Here is an 18774-nt window from a genome sequence, read left to right on the forward strand (position 1 = left end):
CTTATCCCACAGGATCTGACATGTTCGACATTCTCTGGCGCTCCGTCGTCATCGGCATCGGGGCAACCATCCTCATGGACATCTGGGCGATCTTGCTTGCAAAGCTCGGCGTGACGCCTTCGCCGAACTGGGCGCCAGCTGGCCGCTGGTTCTGGCATATTGGCAAGGGCAAGGTGTTTCACGACGATATAGGGAATGCCGAACCCTATTCCAACGAGTTGGCACTCGGCTGGATCGGCCACTACGCCGTCGGCATTCTATACGGCGTTCTTCTGGCCTTCTTCGTCGGCCCGGCCTGGTTTGCCGCACCGACATTCTTGCCGGCTTGGATTCTCGGCATCGTCACGGTCGGCGCCGGCTGGTTCCTGATGCAGCCAGGCCTTGGCCTCGGCTGGGTGGCCTCCAAGACGCCGAACCCCACCAAGGTCCGCGTGCTGAACCTGCTTGCCCATACCGTTTTCGGCTTCGGGCTCTACGTGACGGCTCTAATCATTCGCTGAGGACTACCAGCGGGTCGTTTCACCGGGTGCGGCTGGTTCGATGGCCAGCGCGTGGAGTCCAGCGTCCAATTCGGGTTTCAGCAGATCGGTGACTGCCCGATGGCGCTGGAGCCGCGACATGCCGGCGAACTTTTCCGAGACGATGCGAATGCGCATATGTGTCTCGCCTGTGCCTGTCATGTCTGGCTGGTGCCCGGCATGCAGGTGGCTCTCGTTGATGACGGCAAGACGCTCGGGCGCAAAGGCCGCCTTGAGCTTCTCTTCGATGCTGGTCTGCAGTGTCATCACCGGGTCTTTCGAGTTCAGGAAAAAGGTTCCCACCAAGCCAGCAACATTCCCGTTTGTCAATTCTTGTTGTCATCAGCCAGCGGCCCCATAATTAGCGCCGTCATGAGACTTGATTCCAAATATTTCGATCGTATCCGAACACGCCGCAAGCGGGAGCAGGAGGCCGAACAGGCGCCTCCAACCTGCCAGTGGGACGGCTGCGACAAAAAAGGCACGCATCGCGCCCCCGTGGGACGCAATGCGGAAGGCCAGTTCTTTTTGTTCTGTTTCGAGCACGTCAAGGACTACAACAAGGGATACAACTATTTCTCCGGCCTGTCGGACGGGGAGATCGCGCGATATCAGAAGGAGGCGATAACAGGTCATCGCCCCACCTGGACGGTCGGTGTCAACAAAGATGCCAAGAACAGCCCGCTGCATGCCGAGATTCGCTCCGGTGCCTATTCGCGCGTGCGTGATCCCTTTGGCTTCGTAAAAGAAGGTGGCGGCAAGGGCAGCGGCCCGCGTTTCCCGCAGGCCCGCAAGCTGAAATCGCTGGAAGCCAAGGCCTTCGATACGATGGGACTTGCCGCGGATGCCACCTCGGCGGAGATCAAGAGCAAGTACAAGGAACTGGTCAAGAAGCATCACCCCGATGCGAATGGCGGCGATCGCGGCTCGGAAGAGCGTTTCCGCGCCGTCATCCAGGCCTATCAATTATTGAAGCAGAACGGTTTTTGTTAATTCCCGTCCTTGCTCTTAAGCTTCAATCGGGTATGGTCCACATCGGCTGAGGCCGCAGGCAACCGCGGCATGGTTTTTCGTGTTTTCCTGACACCGCCCCGGCCAACCTTCCGGACGTGGCGTTTCTTGTCCGGGACTCTTTCAAGAATGCTCGCCAGCGGTCATTATGCCGCCGAGGTTTCGTTTCAGTCCCGGAGAAGTATCGCCGACGTTCCGACCCTGGAGAGCGCGGGACAAAAGACTGCGGCACCATGGCTGCGCAATGGCTGAGATAATGTGGCCGGGTGGCCGTCACCCGCCTTGGAGACATGATGAGCAAGATTGACCTTGATATTTCCGAACTGCCCGATACCACCGTTTCGGTCCGGGAGGTCTTCGGTATCGATTCCGACATTCGCGTTCCCGCTTATAGCAAGGGCGATGCCTATGTTCCGGACCTCGATCCCGACTATCTCTTCGACCGGGAGACGACGCTCGCGATTCTCGCCGGCTTTGCCCATAATCGACGCGTGATGATTTCCGGCTACCACGGTACGGGTAAGTCTTCGCATATCGAGCAGGTCGCGGCCCGTCTGAACTGGCCCTGTGTGCGTATCAACCTCGACAGCCATGTCAGCCGTATCGATCTCGTCGGCAAGGACGCGATCGTCGTCAAGGATGGCCTGCAGGTCACGGAATTCAAGGATGGCATCCTCCCCTGGGCCTACCAGCACAATGTTGCACTCGTCTTCGACGAATATGATGCCGGCCGCCCTGACGTGATGTTCGTCATTCAGCGCGTTCTGGAATCTTCGGGCCGCCTGACGCTGCTCGACCAGAGCCGCGTCATCCGTCCTCACCCGGCTTTCCGCCTGTTTGCCACCGCCAACACGATCGGCCTTGGCGACACGACCGGCCTCTATCACGGCACGCAGCAGATCAACCAGGCGCAGATGGACCGCTGGTCGATCGTCTCGACGCTGAACTACCTGCCGCACGACCATGAAGTGAACATCATCGCCGCCAAGGTGAAGAGCTTCGGCAAGGACAAGGAAGGCCGCGAGACGGTTTCCAAAATGGTCCGCGTTGCCGATCTGACACGCGCTTCGTTCATGAACGGCGATCTTTCGACCGTCATGAGCCCGCGTACCGTTATCACCTGGGCTGAGAACGCCGAGATCTTCGGCGATATCGCCTTCGCTTTCCGTGTCACCTTCCTCAACAAGTGCGACGAGTTGGAGCGTCCGCTGGTGGCTGAGCACTATCAGCGCGCCTTTGGCGTGGAACTGAAGGAAAGCGCTGCCAATATCGTGCTGGGAGCTTAAGGCCAGTCGATCATGGCATCTCGTGGTGACAATTCGAAAGCAAAGCCTGGCGCGCCTGTCGATGTCGAGCCATTGCGGCGCGCCATAACAGGTTGCGTGCGCGCAATTGCGGGCGATGATCAGGTTGAAGTGGCCTTCGCCAATGAACGCCCCGGCATGACAGGCGAGCGCATCCGCCTGCCGGAGCTTTCCAAGCGCCCTACGGCGCATGAGCTGGCGGTGACGCGCGGGCTCGGCGATTCCATGGCGCTGCGTATCGCCTGTCACGACGAAAAGGTCCATTCCAGCATGGCGCCGCAGGGCTCCGATGCCCGGGCGATCTTCGATGCCGTCGAGCAGGCGCGCGTAGAATCGATCGGTTCGCTGCGCATGGAAGGCATGGCCGCCAACCTGCGCTCCATGACCGAGGAGAAATACGCGAAGGCGAATCTCACCGGCATCGAACGGCAGGAAGACGCGCCGATCGGCGAAGCCGTTGCCATGATGGTGCGCGAGAAGCTCACCGGCCAGAAACCGCCGGCTTCGGCCGGAAAGGTTCTCGATCTCTGGCGTTCCTTCATTGAGGAGAAGGCGGGCAGCGAGCTCGACAATCTCTCCGGTGTCATCAACGACCAGCAGGCCTTCTCGAAGGTTATCCGCAACATGCTCTCAGCCATGGAAATGGCTGAGGAATATGGCGATGACGACAGCGACCCCGATTCCGATGACCAGTCGAGCGAGGAGGATCAGCCGACCGGCGACGAGCAGAACGAGGACGAGGTCGATGAGAATGCCGGCAGCGATGCGGCACCTGTCGAGGACAGCGAAGTCGCCGACGAGCAGATGGAGGACGGCGAGACAGAAGGCGCCGAAATCTCCGACGACGACATGATGGAAGAGGGCGACGACGATTCCGAAACGCCGGGCGAAACCCGCCGTCCGAACACGCCGTTTGCCGATTTCAACGAAAAGGTCGATTACCACGTCTATACGGAAGAGTTCGACGAGATCATCACCGCCGAAGAGCTGTGCGATGCCGCCGAACTTGAGCGCCTGCGCGCCTTCCTCGACAAGCAGCTGGCGCACCTACAGGGTGCCGTCGGCCGTCTTGCGAACCGCCTGCAGCGCAAGCTGATGGCGCAGCAGAACCGTTCCTGGGATTTCGATCTCGAGGAAGGTTATCTCGATACGGCCCGCCTGCAGCGTATCATCATCGATCCGACGCAGCCGCTCTCCTTCAAGATGGAGCGCGATACGCAGTTCCGCGATACGGTCGTGACACTGCTGATCGACAATTCCGGCTCGATGCGCGGCCGGCCGATCACGGTTGCGGCCACCTGCGCTGATATTCTGGCGCGCACGCTGGAGCGTTGCGGCGTCAAGGTCGAGATCCTTGGCTTTACGACCAAGGCCTGGAAGGGCGGCCAGGCACGTGAGAACTGGCTTGCCAGTGGCAAACCGCAGACGCCCGGCCGTCTTAACGACCTGCGCCATATCGTCTACAAGTCGGCCGATGCCCCGTGGCGGCGCTCGCGCACCAATCTCGGCCTGATGATGCGGGAAGGCCTGCTCAAGGAAAATATCGACGGCGAGGCGCTGATCTGGGCACATAACCGTCTGCTGGCCCGGCGCGAGCAGCGCCGCATCCTGATGATGATCTCGGATGGCGCGCCGGTCGACGATTCCACGCTGTCGGTCAATCCGGGCAATTATCTGGAGCGGCACCTGCGCGCCGTGATCGAGCAGATCGAGACGCGGTCCCCGGTCGAGCTTCTGGCAATCGGCATCGGCCATGACGTGACGCGTTACTATCGCCGCGCCGTGACGATCGTCGATGCCGACGAGCTTGCCGGCGCGATGACGGAGCAGCTTGCGGAATTGTTCGAAGATCATGCCGCGCAGCCGCGCGGTGGCCGCCTGCGCCGCACTGGCTGATATAGTCTCGGGGAAGGTCCGGATGGCGTTTGAAAACCTGTCTCGCGCGGCTTTGGTTCTGCTGAGCCTCGCGACAGGCTTTTCCGGTGCTTCTGCGGGAGAGCCTGCAAAGATCATCAGCCGCCAGGTTTCGGATTTCCATATCGGTCGTGACGAGACCAGATTCGGCCCACTGGAATTTATCGGCGGGCTGGAGATGGTGTCCAGCAATTCACTCTTCGGTTCGCTTTCTTCCATCCGCATACGGCCTGACGGCAAGAGTTTTATCGGTGTACTTGATACCGGCCAGTGGCTGACCGGCAGCATCGAGCGCGACGGCGAAGGCAAATTGTCCGGCCTTTCCGGTGTCGAAATTACCCCGATGCGGGATCGAGTTGGCCGGACCTACGAGGGTAAGGGGCATATGGATGCCGAAGGCCTCGCGTTGGATGGCGACCGGATTCTTGTATCTTTTGAACAGTATCATCGCGTCGACGTCTATCCGGACCCCGGCTTTCTTGTTTCGCGCGCGCTTGCGACAATCGACATACTCATTCCCCAAGATGAATTGAGGGCTAATCGCGGCATAGAAACCGTAGTCGTCGCGCCTCGATCCAGCCTGCTCAAAGGCGCGCCCATCATCGTGACGGAACGCAGCCTCGATGAAGATGGCAACCGTCTTGCGGCCATTCTTGCCGGACCGTTAAAAGGCCAATTCACAGTGGAGAGGGATGGCAGTTTCGATGTGACCGATGCTGCTTTCATGCCTGGCGGCGATCTTCTGCTACTGGAGCGGCGTTTCAATATGGCCGAAGGCATCGGCATGCGCATCCGCCGCATCAAAGCGGCGGATATCAAGCCCGGTGCTATTGTGAATGGAGAACTGCTCGTCGAGGGCAATTTCAACTACAATATCGACAATATGGAAGGGCTTGACGCCTTCCAGGCGGCCGATGGTTCGACGCATATCATTCTGGTGTCGGACGACAATCACTCCATCCTTCAGCGCAATCTGATGCTGGAATTCCGGCTGGTCGATTGAGCGGCCGTCGAACGGCTGTCATAACTCTGCGCTATCCGGTCCATCCCTTCGCAGATGTCACCCTTTACGAGAGCGTATCATGCACATCCATATCACGGGAGCCTCGGGCTCAGGCACGTCCACGCTTGGCTTGGCGCTGGCCGAAACGCTCGGCATCCGTCATCTCGATACCGATCACTTCTTCTGGATGCCGACCGATCCGCCCTTCACGACGAAGCGCGAGGCCGCAGCTCGTATCGCAATGCTTCGGCAAGAAGCACCGCCCGATGCTGACTGGGTGCTTTCCGGCTCGGCGCTGAGCTGGGGCGCGGAATTCGAGCCGCTTTACGATCTGGTCGTCTTTCTGACGATCGATCCCATTGCACGTATGGAACGCATCCGCAAGCGCGAGGAGGAGCGGTACGGCGAGCGGATCAGGCCCGGTGGCGACATGGCAGTGAAAAGCCGCGAATTCATGGAATGGGCAGAGAGGTACGATACCGCGGGACCGGAACGCCGAAGTCTCGTCGGGCATGAGGCGTGGCTGAATACGCTGACAAGGCCGATCTTGCGGCTCGATTCATCACGGCCAGTCGGAGAACTCATTGCGGAAGTGCTGAGCCACCCGGCGGTCATTGCAGGGCATTCTCAGTCGTCGCGAGTTCTGAGTCGGCGCTGACATTGGTTGGTGCGGGCTGGCTGCAGCAAGGTCTGCAGCCAGCCCGTCCAGCATTCATGATCAGAGCGTTTTCCTGGGTCGCTCGACCAGAAATGATCTCCATCCAAAGCGAGAAGCAAGGTGGGGAATGCGAAGATTTCGATCCGAGGGCGGATTGCGGGACGGTGTTTACCGTGCCGGAGCGGATTGCATCGGGCGCAACACGTTCATGAGTGCGCCATAGGGCAGCAGCATCACCAGACCGACAAGCATCTTCACCGAGAAATCGCCGAGCGCCCAGGAGATCCAGCGCGGAGCTTCCGTGGAGAGGACGCCGAAGATCGGCGCGTTCTCCAGCGCAAAAGGCTCGTTCGGGCCGAGGAAGACAAAGAATGCGGCAAAGGACAGCGAGAAGAACATCACCGTATCCAGCGCCGAACCGATCAGCGAGCCGACGAGCGGTGCGCGCCACCAGGCCTGACGGCGCAGGCGGTTGAAGACGGCGATATCGAGAAGCTGGCCTGCGAGATAGGCCGAGCCGGAGGCGATCGCGATGCGCGGCACCGAGGTGAAGAAGGAAAGCGCGACTCCGACGACAAAGCCTGCGAAAACTACCTTGCGGGCAGCCTGGGGGCCGAACTGGCGGTTCGTCAGGTCGGTGATCAGGAAGGCAATCGGATAGGAGAAAGCGCCCCAGGTGAGAATGTCGGCGAGATTGATGCCGGCAACCGTGGCGTTCAGCGGAAACTGGACGAGGAAGTTGGAGGCGACGACGACAAACGTCATCAGCGCAACATAGATAAGGGTATAGCGAGTCTTCAGCATTTTTTTATCCTGGGTGATGCCACCAGCTCGAGTGAAAATTTCAGCGTGGAATCGGGGATCCAGTCGGCAAAGCAAAAGGCTTGTCCGGTATTAACCGTGCAAGCCTTTCAAAGCTTTTAGAAGGACGTCAGTCGAGGCTTAAGCAGCAGCAGCTTCAGCAGTCTTCTTGACGATCTGACGACGCAGCAGGCGAGCGCGCATCGAAAGTTCGTTTTCGCTGGCCTTCAGCAGGAAAGCATCAAGGCCGCCACGATGCTCGACGGAACGAAGAGCAGCAGCCGAAACGCGAAGACGGTAACGCTGGCCGAGCGCGTCGGAGATCAGCGTAACCTGGCACAGGTTCGGAAGGAACCGGCGCTTGGTCTTGTTGTTGGCATGGCTGACATTGTTACCAGTCAGGACGGCCTTGCCGGTCAATTCGCACACGCGGGACATGGAACACCTATTCTTGTTTTTCTCGGGCCATTGGGTGACAATCCGGCGACAACCAGCTGCGCAATCCAACAGGCCATGATTGGAAAGTTGCGGTTCTATAGTCAGACAGGTCGCGCGCGTCAAGCCAAACGTTGGCCTTTCCCGCAATTCTGTCAAAAAGCTGCTGTTTTCTTCGCGGTGCGGCAGGAGTATAGACCGCAGTGCAAGGGCGCAAGCGGCCCGGCAAGACAAGGCGCTCACTATGGCTCATCTTGGCAGACGAATATTGGTTTCGGCATTTGCGGCGCTCCTGGCCGTGCCGGTCGGTGCTAGCGAGATACAGCACCGTACGGAATATAAGGTGGCCCTTGCAGGCCTGACGATCGCGCGAGCCGCCTTCCTTACGAAGATCGAAGACGATCACAGCTACAATATTGACGGCGATATCAAATCGGCCGGTCTTGCCGATCTTGTGACCGACATCCTGGCCAAGACCAGTGTCACGGGTGTGGTACGCAATGACCGGCTGCAAGCGGCGAAATACGTTCTCTATTACAAGACAGGCAAGAAGGTGCGGACTTACGAGGTCAGCTACCGCAATGGCGACATCGTTTCGGCCACCACGACGCCTGAGCCACGCCGACCGAAAGAATGGATTCCGGTAACGCAGAGTGACATGCGCTCCGTGCTTGACCCGATCTCGGGCCTCATCTTTACCGGTGATACGAATGTCTGCTCACAGAAGCTGCCGATCTTCGACGGCGAGACGCGGATGGACCTCGTGCTATCGCCGAAGGGCGACGAAGATTTCTCGACCGACGGCTTCAAGGGCAAGGCGACCGTCTGCGGCGTTCGCTTCATTCCGCGCTCCGGCTACAAGAAGGGTCGCAAGGACCTTGTCTATCTCAGCAAGAGCAATCGCATGGAAATCTGGTTTGCCAAGGCTGAGCCGGCAGATGTATATGCACCAGTCTATGTCCGCATTCCCACGGAATACGGGACGGTAACGATCACGGCTGTGAAATACAGTAGCGTGAACAGCTGACGGAGTCTTAGCAGTCTCCGCGAGGGGGAAGGGTGAAGCTCCGGGCAACGTTGGTCGGATTTACGGCCATTCTCATGTGGTCGTTTCTGGCCCTTTTTACCGCCGCGTCGGGCAAGATGCCGCCGTTTCAGCTTTCGGCCATCTGTTTTGCCATCGGCAGCATTCCGGGGATTCTCGTGCTCGTTTTCAACCCATCGCGGATCGCGCTTCTGAAACAGCCAGCGAAGGTCTGGATTACAGGCATTACCGGCCTGTTCGGCTACCATTTCCTCTATTTCACGGCGCTGAGAAACGCGCCGGCCGTCGAGGCGGGATTGATTGCCTATCTCTGGCCGCTGCTGATCGTCGTCGGTTCGGCATTGCTGCCGGGCGAGAGGCTGCGCTGGTACCACATCGTCGGCGCTCTGGCGGGGCTCAGCGGCACCTTCATGATCGTCGGGCGCAACGGCATCGATTTCGACGGTGCCTATGCCGTCGGTTACGGAGCGGCCTTCCTCTGCGCCTTCACGTGGTCGGGCTATTCGCTGCTGACACGGCGTTTCGATGCCGTTTCGACCGATGTCGTCACGGGCTTCTGCATTGCTACGTCGGTGCTTTCGCTATTCTCCCACCTGGGGCTTGAGACGACGGTCTGGCCGGAAACAGGCTTCGAATGGATTGCGGTGGTCGGCCTCGGTCTTTTGCCGGTTGGTGCGGCCTTCTATGCCTGGGATTATGGGGTCAAGAACGGCGACATTCAGATTCTCGGCGCCGCAAGTTATGCCGCGCCGCTGCTGTCCACGCTGATTCTGACCGTGTTCGGCGTTGCCGAGCCGAGCTGGCGCATTGCGCTAGCTTGCCTGCTGATCACCGGCGGCGCGGTGCTGGCAGCGCAGGAAATGTTCCGCCGCAAGCCGCAAATGCGACCGGTGACAGAACAGGCTTAAGTGCCAGGCTTCCAATCCGGCGGCGCCATTTCGAATTTGGAGAATTCGAAGCCAGGTGCCACCGTGCAGCCGACCAGCGTAAAGTCGCCCAGCGTTTCGGCCGATTGCCACCAGTTGGCGGGGATGATCGCCTGCGGCCGTTCGCCGCCGGCAATGTCCGCGCCGAGTTTCAGCGTTTCGCTGTGGCTTCCGTCTTCGGAACGATGCAGCGCCAAAGGCGCCCCGGCATAGTAGTGCCAGACTTCCGCAGCATCATGGACACGGTGCCAGTGCGAGCGCTGGCCCTTGGCGAGCAGATAATAGATCGCTGTCGAATGGCCGCGCTCGCCGCCATTCTCGTCGCGGAAGGTCTGGACATACCAGCCGCCTTCGGGATGCGGCTGCATGCCGAGCTCGCGGATGATCTGCTCGGGAGACAGGTTGCCGTCGGTCATGCCTTAGAAATTGTCCTTGCGCTTGCGGATCTCAGCGAAGACTTCTTCATTGGTCTTGCCTTCCATCAGCAGGTTGCGTCGGATGGCGGGATCGGCCGCGCGCAGGAAGGGATTGGTTTCCTTTTCGAGCCCCAGCGTGGTCGGAATGGTGAACTTGCCTTCGGCGCGCAGGGACTCGATTTCCGCTGCACGGCTTTTCAGGCGTACGTTGCTGGGATCGATAGTGACAGCGAAGCGGGCGTTGGACAGCGTATATTCGTGACCGAAATAGACGGCAGTCTCATCCGGCAGGACGGCAAGCTTCTGCAGCGAATGCCACATGTCGGCGGCGGGGCGTTCGAACAGGCGACCGCAGCCGAGCGCAAAGAGCGTGTCGGCGGCAAAGAGCAGCTTATCGTCGACAAAGTGGTAGCAGATATGGCCCGCCGTATGGCCCGGCGTTTCGATGACGTTGACCGTGTGGTCGCCGAAGAGGAAGCTGTCGCCGTCACCCATCGACTTGTCGAGGCCGGGAATAACCACTGCTTCGTTGACCGGGCCGATGATCTCTAGGCCGTATTGCTCCTTGAGCGCCAGGTTTCCTTCCACGTGGTCGATGTGGTGGTGGGTCGTGAAGATATGAGTGATGTTCCAGCCGCGGCGCGCAGCAGCCGCTTCGACAGCTGCCGCATCGGGCGCGTCGATCGAGACGGTCTGCCCAGTTTCCGCATCATGGACCAGAACGCCGAAATTGTCGCTGCGGCAGAGAAAAACTTCTAATTCCAAAGATTTCATTGCTCAAGTAATCCCTTATCCCTCGAACTGACCGGGAATGTAGAGGTTCCGGCCTTGAAGTCCAACCGGTCATTGATAACATTTGGGATAATGCACGCCGATATCGTCGATCTTCGTCAATTCTATCATTCCGAGCTGGGGCGCATGGCCGAGCATTCGATTGCCATGGCGCTATCGTCGCTCTGGGTACGGCTGCCGCAGGAGCGGCTGGTCGGCATCGGTTTTGCCGTGCCGTTTCTCGACCGTTTTCAGGCCGATACAGAACGCACCTTCGCCTTTATGCCGGCGGGGCAGGGGGCCGTAAACTGGCCCGTCGGCTCGCTCTCTTCCACCGCACTGATTTTCGATGAAGAATTGCCGTTGCCGGATTCCTCGATCGACCGGGTATTAATGGTCCATTCACTGGAATTTGCCGAAAGTCCACGCGAGACACTGAAAGAGCTCTGGCGGGTATTGGCGCCTGGCGGACGGCTCGTTATCGTGGTACCAAATCGGCGCGGTGTCTGGGCGCGCATGGAGCATACGCCCTTTGGCTCCGGCCGACCGTATTCGCGCGGCCAGCTCACCCATCTCTTGCGTGAGACCAATTTTACGCCGGGCGCCACAGCCGAGGCGCTGTTCTTCCCGCCGTCTAAGCTGCGGGCTGTGCTGCGCTTGCGCAGCGGCTTCGAGCGGATCGGTCGAACTCTATGGCCAGCTTTTTCCGGCGTCATCATTGTCGAGGCACAGAAGCGGCTCTACCAAGGTCTGCCGGTTGCTGCCCGCGCCTCCCGCCGCGTCTTCGTGCCTGTGCTTGCACCGCACGGCGTGCCGACAACACGCAGTCGCTAGGCTTGCAGCCCTCGACAAAAACGCCATTCGGCTTTAATGCCACTCAAGTCTTTCGCCGGTTTTTCGGCGGTTTCAGAGGTCGATTCATGAGCGTTGAGATGAGCAAGCCTGTTCCGCGTCCCGGTATTCTGGATATTGCCGCCTATGTGCCGGGCAAGGAACATGCGCCGGGCGTAGCTCGTGTTTACAAGCTCTCCTCCAACGAGACGCCGCTCGGCGCAAGCCCCAAGGCGATCGAAGCATTCAAGGCGGCGGCAGGCAATCTTGAGCGTTATCCCGATGGACAGGCGCTTGAACTGCGCGAGGCGATTGCTTCCGTGCACGGCCTCAACCCGGCAAACATCCTGTGCGGCAACGGATCCGACGAGTTGCTCGGACTGCTCTGCCACGTCTATCTCGGCGCCGGCGACGAAGGCATCATCACCGAGCATGGCTTTCTCGTGTACAAGATCCAGATCATGGGTGCCGGTGCCACACCGGTCATGGTCAAGGAAAAGGACCATACGGTCGATGTCGATGCGATCCTTGCTGCGGTGACGGATAAGACGAAGGTCGTCTTCATTGCCAATCCCGGCAATCCCACCGGCACCTATATTCCCGTCAGCGAAATCCGACGCCTGCAGGCCGGCCTGCCGAAGCATGTCATCCTCGTGCTCGATGCGGCCTACGCCGAATATGTTCGCCGCAACGACTACGAAGCCGGCATCGAGGTCGTCTCCTCCAACGCCAATGTGGTCATGACTCGCACCTTCTCGAAGGTTTATGGCCTCGCTGCGCTGCGCGTCGGCTGGATGTATGCGCCGGCTGAGATTATCGATGCGCTCAACCGTGTGCGCGGGCCTTTCAACATGAATGCGCCCGCAATTGCCGCGGGTGCTGCGGCGATCCGCGACCAGTCCTTTGTCCAGGAGGCAGTGTCCTTCAACCAGATGTGGATCGAGAAGCTGACGAGCGCATTTGAGGCCATCGGCCTGAAGGTCACGCCATCGGTCGCCAACTTCGTTCTCATTCATTTCCCCGACATCGACGGCAAGCGGGCAGCGGAGGCCGATGAGTTCCTGACGAGCCGCGGCTATATCCTGCGCGCGGTTCGCGGCTATGGCTTTCCGAACTCGCTGCGCATGAGCATCGGCCCGGAAGAGGCCAATCTCGGCGTCATCGAGGCGCTCGGCGAATTCATGGGGCGCAAGGCATGACTTCGCAGTTCGACCGCATCACCCTCATCGGCATCGGGCTGATCGGCTCTTCTCTTGCTCATGACATCAAACGCCTGGGCCTTGCCAAGGAAGTCGTCGTCGCCACACGCAGCGCCGAGACGCTGAAACGTGCGGAAGAACTTGATCTCGGCGATCGCTACACGACCTCCTCGGCCGAGGCGGTAAAGGATGCCGATCTCGTTATCGTGTCGGTGCCGGTCGGCGCCTCCGAAAGCGTTGCGAAAGAGATCGCCGGCAGTTTGAAACCCGGCGCGATCGTTACGGATGTCGGTTCGACCAAGGCTTCCGTGATTGCTCAGATGCAGCCGCATATGCCCAGCCATGTGCATTTCATTGCCGGCCATCCGATCGCGGGTACGGAAAAGTCTGGTCCGGATGCGGGCTTTCCCGGCCTGTTCGAGGGACGCTGGTGCATCCTGACGCCGCTCGAAGGAACTGATCCGGTAGCGCTGAAGGCGTTGCGCAGCTTCTGGGAAGCTCTGGGGTCACGAGTGGATGAAATGGACGCCCAGCATCACGACAAGGTGCTTGCGATCGTCTCCCATCTACCGCATCTCATAGCCTACAATATTGTCGGCACGGCCGATGATCTGGAGACGGTGACGGAATCGGAAGTCATCAAATATTCCGCCTCCGGTTTCCGCGATTTCACGCGTCTTGCCGCCTCCGACCCGACGATGTGGCGCGACGTTTGCCTGCATAATCGTGACGCAATCCTGGAAATGCTGGCGCGATTCTCGGAAGACCTTGCCTATCTGCAGCGGGCGATCCGTTGGGGCGAGGGCGACAAGATCTTCGAACTCTTTACCCGCACCCGCGCTATCCGCCGCTCGATCGTCCAGGCAGGTCAGGATGTGGATGCGCCGGATTTCGGCCGGCCGCATCCTTTGGAAAAGAAATAGTCATGATTGAGATCGCGAAGCCAAGCCAGTCGGACAAGGAATGGCTGCTTCGCGAAGACATTCATGTCGGCAAGGCTTGGGTTTCCCGTTGTATCGATCTTGGCGAATATCTGATCGCCCGTGAGCAGGGCGAGATTGTCGGGTTCCTGCGCTTCTCCCGCTTCTGGGGCAGGATTCCGTACATGGAAATGATCCGTGTGCTGGATGGCCATCGCCGGTCCGGTGTTGGGACGGCGTTATTTCTCGCCTGGGAAAAGGAGATGCGCGAAAGCGGCGCGCGGCTCTTGATGACGTCCAGCGAATGCGACGAAAGCCGGCCGCAGGATTGGCATCGCCGCAACGGCTTTTCTGAAACCGGCTCGATCAAATTGCCCTGCATCCAGATGGTGCCGGAAGTATTCTTCCTCAAGAAGCTCGTTTAGGTGCCGATTAAGTATTCATCCACGCTTCAAGAGGCTTTGGCTTCGAATGTAGGGGCAAAATCACCCAGTGATTTCGCCTTGAGGATCATGCCCTCGATATCCTGATCCACGATAGCTTCAAGATCGGCGAAACTGTCGACGACATAATAGATCGGCTGGAGGATATCGATTCGGTAAGGTGTCCTCAGCACGGTCAACAGATCGAACGGCCTGAATTCGCACGCCTTGCCCTCCATTGCCGCCTTCGCTTCGCTGGGCGATGAGACAATACCCGCGCCGAAGCAGCGGCGGCCTTGCGGCGTATTGATCAGGCCAAATTCGACCGTAAACCAGAAGATCCGGAACAGGTGCCACGAATAACCCTTGCCGAGGCGGACGGCGGTTTCGCCGAAATGCCGTACGAAATTGGCATAGCTCTGATTGGTCAACATGGGGCAATGGCCGAAGACCTCGTGGAACAGGTCCGGTTCCTCGATATAGTCGATATGCTCGCGGCGGCGGAGGAACGTTGCGAGGGGAAATTTGCCTTGCGAGAGAAGTTCATAAAAGCGCGAGGGTGGAATGAGCGCCGGCACGCCTTCCACGCCGAAGCCGGTCGTCTCGTTCAGGCGTCGGTTCACATCGAGAAGCTGTGGCACCTTGTCAGGCTTGAGCCCCAGCGTTTTCACGCCATCAAGATATTCGCGGCAGGCCGTATCGGCGAGCAGTTTCATCTGACGCAGATAGAGTTCACCCCAAATCGCATCCTCTTCGGGAGTGTAGGAATACAAACCATCCGGGCCGGGCAGTTTGGCGGTGTAGGTGCTTTCCTTGGTCATAGGCTGATCCTCCCAGGCACGTCGATATTCCCCGTCATTATGATCCGAGTTTGGAGGATTTTCTTTTCTTTCCCGGCGGCTGTTGCCATAATGGTGGGAAATATTCCCCGATATGATGCAGTAAATGAAAGAACCTGGGAATTTCCGCCGCACGCTTCTGCAGCTCATTCAGGCCGACGGCAGCCTTTCGCTGGCGGACCTGGCGGAAAGGGCCGGCATGTCGCAGAGTTCGGCCTGGCGGAAGATCCAGGAACTGCAGGCCGACGGCGTTATCCGAAAGCGCGTGACGCTGCTTGATCCCGGAAAACTCGATCTCAAGCTTTGCGTCATCGCGCATGTGACACTGGAGGATCATCACGAAGAGGCGGTGGCATCGTTTGCCTCCGTGGTGCTGGAGCGGCCGGAGATCATGGAGTGCTACGCCTTGTCAGGCGCTTTCGACTACATGCTGAAGATCAGGGCGAGAGATGTGGAAAGCTATGAAGCCTTCATGACCCGCTACCTGATGCGCAACCCGCATGTGCGCACGGTCGTATCGAGCTTCGTGCTGCGCGAGTTGAAATTCTCGACCGAACTGCCGCTCTGACACCGGATCAACGCGTGCTTTCGCCATGCCAGCTGCCTGGCACGTGTATCGGGAAGCCTTCGAATGTCTTCAGTGTGTCGAGCACGATCGACGTCTTCACGTGCTGCACCGACTCATGGGGCAATAGAACGTCGTTAACGAACTTGGAGAGGTCCGCGAGCCCGCGGGTCGCCACCTTGAGGTGATAGTCCATTTCCCCGGTCAGTGCATAGGCTTCGAGAACTTCCGGCAGCCCGTTGATCAGCTGCGAAAACCTGCGGGCATTGTCCCTGTTGTGGGTCGCAAGTGTGACGGAAATGACCACCAACATATCCAGACCCAGCTTCTGTTGATCGAGATAGGCCCGGTAGCTTCGAATATATCCCTCGGACTCCAGTCTGGTGCGCCGGCGGGAGCATTGCGAGGGGGAAAGCGCGATCCGCTCCCCTAATTCATTGTTCGTAAGGCGACCATCTTTTTGAAGTTCCTGGAGCAGGCGCAAATCCAATTTGTCCAGCTGTTCATCCATTGCGCAAAACCTCTATAACTCTCACGAACCGTGCATAATCTCTTCCGATGTCGCAAACAATGCAAGAACTTTGCATGCGTTTTGGGCCACACTTTGCATATCAAAGCCCAGTTACCAGGAGGAGAAAATGGGCCCTTTTCCGCATGATGCGCCGCCCTCGGAAATCACCGTCGACAACCCCGCCGGCACCGATGGATTCGAATTCGTCGAATTCGCTCACCCCGAAGCCGAGACGCTGCGCCAGCTCTTCACGCGCATGGGCTATATCCCCGTCGCAAAGCACAAAACGAAAGACATCACCGTCTGGCGTCAGGGCGATATCAACTATGTCCTGAATGCCGAACCCACCAGCCATGCCGCTCGTTTTGTCGCAGAGCACGGTCCCTGCGCTCCGTCGATGGCATGGCGCGTCGTCGACGCCAGGCACGCATTCGATCACGCGGTGTCAAAAGGCGCTGTCCCTTACGAAGGGAACGACAAGGCGCTCGATGTGCCGGCGATCGTCGGCATTGGCGGCTCGCTGCTCTATTTCGTCGAGACCTATGGTGCAAAGGGATCGTCTTACGATGCCGAGTTCGACTGGCTCGGCGAGCGCAACCCGCGTCCCCAGGGGATCGGTTTCTATTATCTAGACCATCTCACCCACAACGTCTTCCGCGGCAACATGGACAAGTGGTGGGATTTTTATCGCAACCTCTTCAATTTCAAGCAGATCCACTTCTTCGATATCGACGGGCGCATCACCGGTCTGGTGAGCCGCGCCATCACGTCGCCCTGCGGCAAGATCCGCATTCCGCTGAATGAATCGAAGGACGATACGAGCCAGATCGAGGAATATCTGAAGAAATACCGGGGCGAAGGCATCCAACATATCGCCGTCGGGACGGAAGATATTTACGAGGCGACCGACAGGCTCGCCGACAATGGGTTGCGTTTCATGCCGGGTCCTCCGGAGACCTATTACGATATGTCCTATGAACGCGTGAACGGCCATAGCGAACCTATCGACCGCATGAAGAGGCACGGTATCCTTATCGACGGCGAAGGCGTGGTGAACGGGGGCATGACGAAAATCCTGCTCCAGATCTTCTCCAAAACCGTCATCGGGCCGATCTTCTTCGAGTTCATCCAGCGCAAGGGCGACGAGGGTTTCGGGGAGGGGAACTTCCGTGCCCTCTTCGAGTCGATCGAGGCCGATCAGATCAAACGTGGTGTCATCGGTACTGCAGCGGAGTAAACTCTTCGGCGTCGCAAGGGCGTCCGACAAGATGCGCGGCGTCGGAGAGGTTTAGGGGAGGAGTGAGCATGGACCAGACATCGATCCAGACGTTGGGCGGTGAAGCCTCGACGGCAGATAAACTGAAATATATGCCGGGGTTCGGCAACGACTTCGAGACGGAATCGCTTCCCGGCGCTTTGCCCCAAGGGCAGAACAGCCCTCAGAAATGCAATTACGGCCTTTATGCCGAGCAGCTGTCGGGCTCGCCGTTCACAGCGCCGCGCGGGACGAACGAAAGGTCCTGGCTTTATCGCATTCGTCCGAGCGTGCGTCACACAAGCCGCTTTTCGAGCGCCTCCTATCCGTTCTGGAAGACCGCGCCTTGCCTGGACCAGCATTCGCTACCGCTTGGGCAGCTTCGCTGGAATCCTGTTCCCACGCCCACTGAGAAGCTGACATTTCTTGAGGGGGTGCGGACGATGACCACGGCGGGCGATGTCACGACCCAGGTAGGCATGGCCGCGCATGCCTACGTCTTCAACGAGGACATGATCGATGATTATTTCTTCAACGCTGACGGTGAACTGCTGATCGTGCCGCAACTCGGCGCCGTCAGAGTATTCACCGAAATGGGCATGATGGATGTCGAACCTCTGGAAATATGTCTCATACCGCGTGGCATGATGTTCAAAGTCCTGCGAAGCGGCGAGCAAACAGTCTGGCGCGGATACATTTGCGAAAATTATGGCGCGAAATTCACCCTGCCTGACCGCGGGCCAATTGGCGCCAATTGCCTGGCGAACCCACGTGACTTCAAGACACCGGTCGCCGCTTTCGAGGACAAGGAAAAACCTTGCCGCGTGCATGTGAAGTGGTGCGGAAAATTCTATGTCACCGATATCGGCCACTCGCCGCTCGACGTGGTTGCCTGGCACGGCAACTACGCCCCCTTCAAATATAATTTGCGGACATTTTCCCCAGTTGGCGCGATCCGCTTCGATCATCCCGATCCGTCGATTTTTTCGGTGCTGACCGCCCCGACCGAAGATGCGGGCACGGCCAATGTCGATTTCGTGATCTTTCCTCCGCGCTGGCTGGTGGCCGAACACACATTCCGTCCGCCCTGGTACCACCGCAACATCATGAGCGAGTTCATGGGCCTGATCCATGGCCAGTATGATGCCAAGGAGGAGGGCTTCGTGCCGGGCGGCATGAGCCTGCACAATATGATGCTTCCCCACGGGCCGGACGCGCTCGCCTTCGAAAAGGCATCCAATTCAGGGCTCAAACCCGTGAAGCTGGATGACACCATGGCTTTCATGTTCGAGACCCGGTACCCGCAGCAATTGACGAAATACGCCGCCGAGCTTGAGACCCTGCAGGACAATTACCTGCAGTGTTGGGACGGCCTGGAGCGCAAGTTCGATGGAACCCCCGGGATCAAGTGATGGCATCAAGTGATGATC

Annotated in this window: 22 protein-coding genes; 15 read left to right on the forward strand and 7 right to left on the reverse strand. The window is 59.0% G+C overall.

Annotated elements, in window-relative coordinates; translation table 11 throughout:
• Positions 1–20 precede the first annotated feature (20 nt).
• Positions 21–500: a DUF2938 domain-containing protein gene (locus FHX15_RS20360; RefSeq protein ID WP_184400164.1), complete on the forward strand. Its 480-nt coding sequence runs from the start codon at positions 21–23 to the stop codon at positions 498–500.
• Between the two features lie 3 nt (positions 501–503).
• On the opposite strand, the gene FHX15_RS20365 is transcribed toward FHX15_RS20360, so the two are convergent.
• Positions 504–785 (reverse strand): BolA family protein, encoded by a 282-nt coding sequence (locus FHX15_RS20365; protein WP_184400165.1) that lies wholly within the window; start codon positions 783–785, stop codon positions 504–506.
• 105 nt (positions 786–890) lie between these two features.
• Between FHX15_RS20365 and FHX15_RS20370 the strand changes: the two genes are divergently transcribed.
• The 5 genes from FHX15_RS20370 (at position 891) to FHX15_RS20390 (ending at position 6408) form a co-directional block, all read left to right on the forward strand.
• Positions 891–1511, forward strand: a complete 621-nt coding sequence (locus FHX15_RS20370; protein WP_184400166.1) for a J domain-containing protein — start codon at positions 891–893, stop codon at positions 1509–1511.
• A 311-nt stretch (positions 1512–1822) separates the two neighbouring features.
• Positions 1823–2815 (forward strand): cobaltochelatase subunit CobS, encoded by a 993-nt coding sequence (cobS, locus tag FHX15_RS20375; protein ID WP_112571788.1) that lies wholly within the window; start codon positions 1823–1825, stop codon positions 2813–2815.
• 12 nt (positions 2816–2827) lie between these two features.
• Complete coding sequence (gene cobT, locus FHX15_RS20380) at positions 2828–4729, forward strand: cobaltochelatase subunit CobT (protein WP_184400167.1); 1902 nt, start codon at positions 2828–2830, stop codon at positions 4727–4729.
• Between the two features lie 22 nt (positions 4730–4751).
• A complete protein-coding gene (locus FHX15_RS20385) occupies positions 4752–5750 on the forward strand; it encodes an esterase-like activity of phytase family protein (protein WP_184400168.1) in 999 nt (332 codons plus the stop codon).
• A gap of 76 nt (positions 5751–5826) precedes the next feature.
• Entirely contained in the window at positions 5827–6408 is a 582-nt protein-coding gene (locus FHX15_RS20390; RefSeq protein ID WP_184400249.1) for an AAA family ATPase, read from the forward strand.
• Positions 6409–6576: 168 nt separating this feature from the next.
• On the opposite strand, the gene FHX15_RS20395 is transcribed toward FHX15_RS20390, so the two are convergent.
• Positions 6577–7212 (reverse strand): VUT family protein, encoded by a 636-nt coding sequence (locus FHX15_RS20395; RefSeq protein WP_184400169.1) that lies wholly within the window; start codon positions 7210–7212, stop codon positions 6577–6579.
• A gap of 138 nt (positions 7213–7350) precedes the next feature.
• Entirely contained in the window at positions 7351–7647 is a 297-nt protein-coding gene (gene rpmB, locus FHX15_RS20400) for a 50S ribosomal protein L28 (protein ID WP_184400170.1), read from the reverse strand.
• A 241-nt stretch (positions 7648–7888) separates the two neighbouring features.
• Here rpmB and FHX15_RS20405 point away from each other — a divergent pair, with 241 nt between their 5' ends.
• Both FHX15_RS20405 and FHX15_RS20410 read left to right on the forward strand, forming a co-directional pair.
• On the forward strand, positions 7889–8671 hold the full coding sequence (locus FHX15_RS20405; protein ID WP_184400171.1) for a DUF3108 domain-containing protein: 783 nt from the start codon (positions 7889–7891) through the stop codon (positions 8669–8671).
• 32 nt (positions 8672–8703) lie between these two features.
• Positions 8704–9597 (forward strand): DMT family transporter, encoded by an 894-nt coding sequence (locus FHX15_RS20410; RefSeq protein WP_184400172.1) that lies wholly within the window; start codon positions 8704–8706, stop codon positions 9595–9597.
• On the opposite strand, the gene FHX15_RS20415 is transcribed toward FHX15_RS20410, so the two are convergent.
• Together FHX15_RS20415 and gloB are read right to left on the reverse strand one after the other, a co-directional pair.
• Positions 9594–10016 carry a cupin domain-containing protein gene (locus FHX15_RS20415; RefSeq protein WP_184400250.1) on the reverse strand — a complete coding sequence of 141 codons (423 nt, stop codon included), beginning with the start codon at positions 10014–10016 and terminating at the stop codon, positions 9594–9596. The genes FHX15_RS20410 and FHX15_RS20415 overlap by 4 nt on opposite strands.
• A gap of 18 nt (positions 10017–10034) precedes the next feature.
• Positions 10035–10805: a hydroxyacylglutathione hydrolase gene (gloB, locus tag FHX15_RS20420; protein WP_184400173.1), complete on the reverse strand. Its 771-nt coding sequence runs from the start codon at positions 10803–10805 to the stop codon at positions 10035–10037.
• Positions 10806–10859: 54 nt separating this feature from the next.
• Between gloB and FHX15_RS20425 the strand changes: the two genes are divergently transcribed.
• The 4 genes from FHX15_RS20425 to FHX15_RS20440 all read left to right on the forward strand — a co-directional run bounded on the left by FHX15_RS20425 (position 10860) and on the right by FHX15_RS20440 (position 14177).
• Positions 10860–11636: a class I SAM-dependent methyltransferase gene (locus tag FHX15_RS20425; protein ID WP_184400174.1), complete on the forward strand. Its 777-nt coding sequence runs from the start codon at positions 10860–10862 to the stop codon at positions 11634–11636.
• Between the two features lie 98 nt (positions 11637–11734).
• A complete protein-coding gene (gene hisC / locus FHX15_RS20430; RefSeq protein WP_184400251.1) occupies positions 11735–12832 on the forward strand; it encodes a histidinol-phosphate transaminase in 1098 nt (365 codons plus the stop codon).
• The gene (locus FHX15_RS20435; RefSeq protein ID WP_184400175.1) at positions 12829–13755 is read left to right on the forward strand and encodes a prephenate/arogenate dehydrogenase family protein; all 927 of its coding nucleotides are present in this window, start codon (positions 12829–12831) and stop codon (positions 13753–13755) included. Before hisC ends, FHX15_RS20435 begins: the two co-directional genes overlap by 4 nt.
• A 2-nt stretch (positions 13756–13757) precedes the next feature.
• Entirely contained in the window at positions 13758–14177 is a 420-nt protein-coding gene (locus FHX15_RS20440; protein ID WP_184400176.1) for a GNAT family N-acetyltransferase, read from the forward strand.
• Between the two features lie 26 nt (positions 14178–14203).
• On the opposite strand, the gene FHX15_RS20445 is transcribed toward FHX15_RS20440, so the two are convergent.
• Positions 14204–14995 (reverse strand): phenylalanine 4-monooxygenase, encoded by a 792-nt coding sequence (locus FHX15_RS20445; protein WP_184400177.1) that lies wholly within the window; start codon positions 14993–14995, stop codon positions 14204–14206.
• Between the two features lie 124 nt (positions 14996–15119).
• Here FHX15_RS20445 and FHX15_RS20450 point away from each other — a divergent pair, with 124 nt between their 5' ends.
• The gene (locus FHX15_RS20450; protein ID WP_184400178.1) at positions 15120–15581 is read left to right on the forward strand and encodes an Lrp/AsnC family transcriptional regulator; all 462 of its coding nucleotides are present in this window, start codon (positions 15120–15122) and stop codon (positions 15579–15581) included.
• A 7-nt stretch (positions 15582–15588) separates the two neighbouring features.
• Here FHX15_RS20450 and FHX15_RS20455 read toward each other — a convergent pair whose 3' ends face one another.
• A complete protein-coding gene (locus tag FHX15_RS20455; RefSeq protein ID WP_184400179.1) occupies positions 15589–16089 on the reverse strand; it encodes an Lrp/AsnC family transcriptional regulator in 501 nt (166 codons plus the stop codon).
• Positions 16090–16216: 127 nt separating this feature from the next.
• On the opposite strand from FHX15_RS20455, the gene hppD reads away from it, so the two are divergent.
• Entirely contained in the window at positions 16217–17326 is a 1110-nt protein-coding gene (hppD, locus tag FHX15_RS20460; protein ID WP_184400180.1) for a 4-hydroxyphenylpyruvate dioxygenase, read from the forward strand.
• 68 nt (positions 17327–17394) lie between these two features.
• Positions 17395–18756 (forward strand): homogentisate 1,2-dioxygenase, encoded by a 1362-nt coding sequence (gene hmgA, locus FHX15_RS20465; RefSeq protein WP_184400181.1) that lies wholly within the window; start codon positions 17395–17397, stop codon positions 18754–18756.
• Positions 18757–18774 lie beyond the last annotated feature (18 nt).

Origin of the sequence: Rhizobium sp. BK650 (genome assembly GCF_014195325.1) — a bacterium.
Classification (GTDB): domain Bacteria; phylum Pseudomonadota; class Alphaproteobacteria; order Rhizobiales; family Rhizobiaceae; genus Rhizobium.

What these genes read in the sequence shown, in the direction of transcription:
- FHX15_RS20455 (WP_184400179.1), bottom strand. Translation starts at nt 16,089, where the DNA reads ATGGATGAACAGCTGGACAAATTGGATTTGCGCCTGCTCCAGGAACTT.
- gloB (WP_184400173.1), bottom strand. Translation starts at nt 10,805, where the DNA reads ATGAAATCTTTGGAATTAGAAGTTTTTCTCTGCCGCAGCGACAATTTC.
- FHX15_RS20445 (WP_184400177.1), bottom strand. Translation starts at nt 14,995, where the DNA reads ATGACCAAGGAAAGCACCTACACCGCCAAACTGCCCGGCCCGGATGGT.
- FHX15_RS20385 (WP_184400168.1), top strand. Translation starts at nt 4,752, where the DNA reads ATGGCGTTTGAAAACCTGTCTCGCGCGGCTTTGGTTCTGCTGAGCCTC.
- FHX15_RS20440 (WP_184400176.1), top strand. Translation starts at nt 13,758, where the DNA reads ATGATTGAGATCGCGAAGCCAAGCCAGTCGGACAAGGAATGGCTGCTT.
- FHX15_RS20435 (WP_184400175.1), top strand. Translation starts at nt 12,829, where the DNA reads ATGACTTCGCAGTTCGACCGCATCACCCTCATCGGCATCGGGCTGATC.
- FHX15_RS20450 (WP_184400178.1), top strand. Translation starts at nt 15,120, where the DNA reads ATGAAAGAACCTGGGAATTTCCGCCGCACGCTTCTGCAGCTCATTCAG.
- FHX15_RS20405 (WP_184400171.1), top strand. Translation starts at nt 7,889, where the DNA reads ATGGCTCATCTTGGCAGACGAATATTGGTTTCGGCATTTGCGGCGCTC.
- FHX15_RS20365 (WP_184400165.1), bottom strand. Translation starts at nt 785, where the DNA reads ATGACACTGCAGACCAGCATCGAAGAGAAGCTCAAGGCGGCCTTTGCG.
- rpmB (WP_184400170.1), bottom strand. Translation starts at nt 7,647, where the DNA reads ATGTCCCGCGTGTGCGAATTGACCGGCAAGGCCGTCCTGACTGGTAAC.
- FHX15_RS20370 (WP_184400166.1), top strand. Translation starts at nt 891, where the DNA reads ATGAGACTTGATTCCAAATATTTCGATCGTATCCGAACACGCCGCAAG.
- hmgA (WP_184400181.1), top strand. Translation starts at nt 17,395, where the DNA reads ATGGACCAGACATCGATCCAGACGTTGGGCGGTGAAGCCTCGACGGCA.
- FHX15_RS20360 (WP_184400164.1), top strand. Translation starts at nt 21, where the DNA reads ATGTTCGACATTCTCTGGCGCTCCGTCGTCATCGGCATCGGGGCAACC.
- cobS (WP_112571788.1), top strand. Translation starts at nt 1,823, where the DNA reads ATGAGCAAGATTGACCTTGATATTTCCGAACTGCCCGATACCACCGTT.
- hisC (WP_184400251.1), top strand. Translation starts at nt 11,735, where the DNA reads ATGAGCAAGCCTGTTCCGCGTCCCGGTATTCTGGATATTGCCGCCTAT.
- FHX15_RS20395 (WP_184400169.1), bottom strand. Translation starts at nt 7,212, where the DNA reads ATGCTGAAGACTCGCTATACCCTTATCTATGTTGCGCTGATGACGTTT.
- hppD (WP_184400180.1), top strand. Translation starts at nt 16,217, where the DNA reads ATGGGCCCTTTTCCGCATGATGCGCCGCCCTCGGAAATCACCGTCGAC.
- cobT (WP_184400167.1), top strand. Translation starts at nt 2,828, where the DNA reads ATGGCATCTCGTGGTGACAATTCGAAAGCAAAGCCTGGCGCGCCTGTC.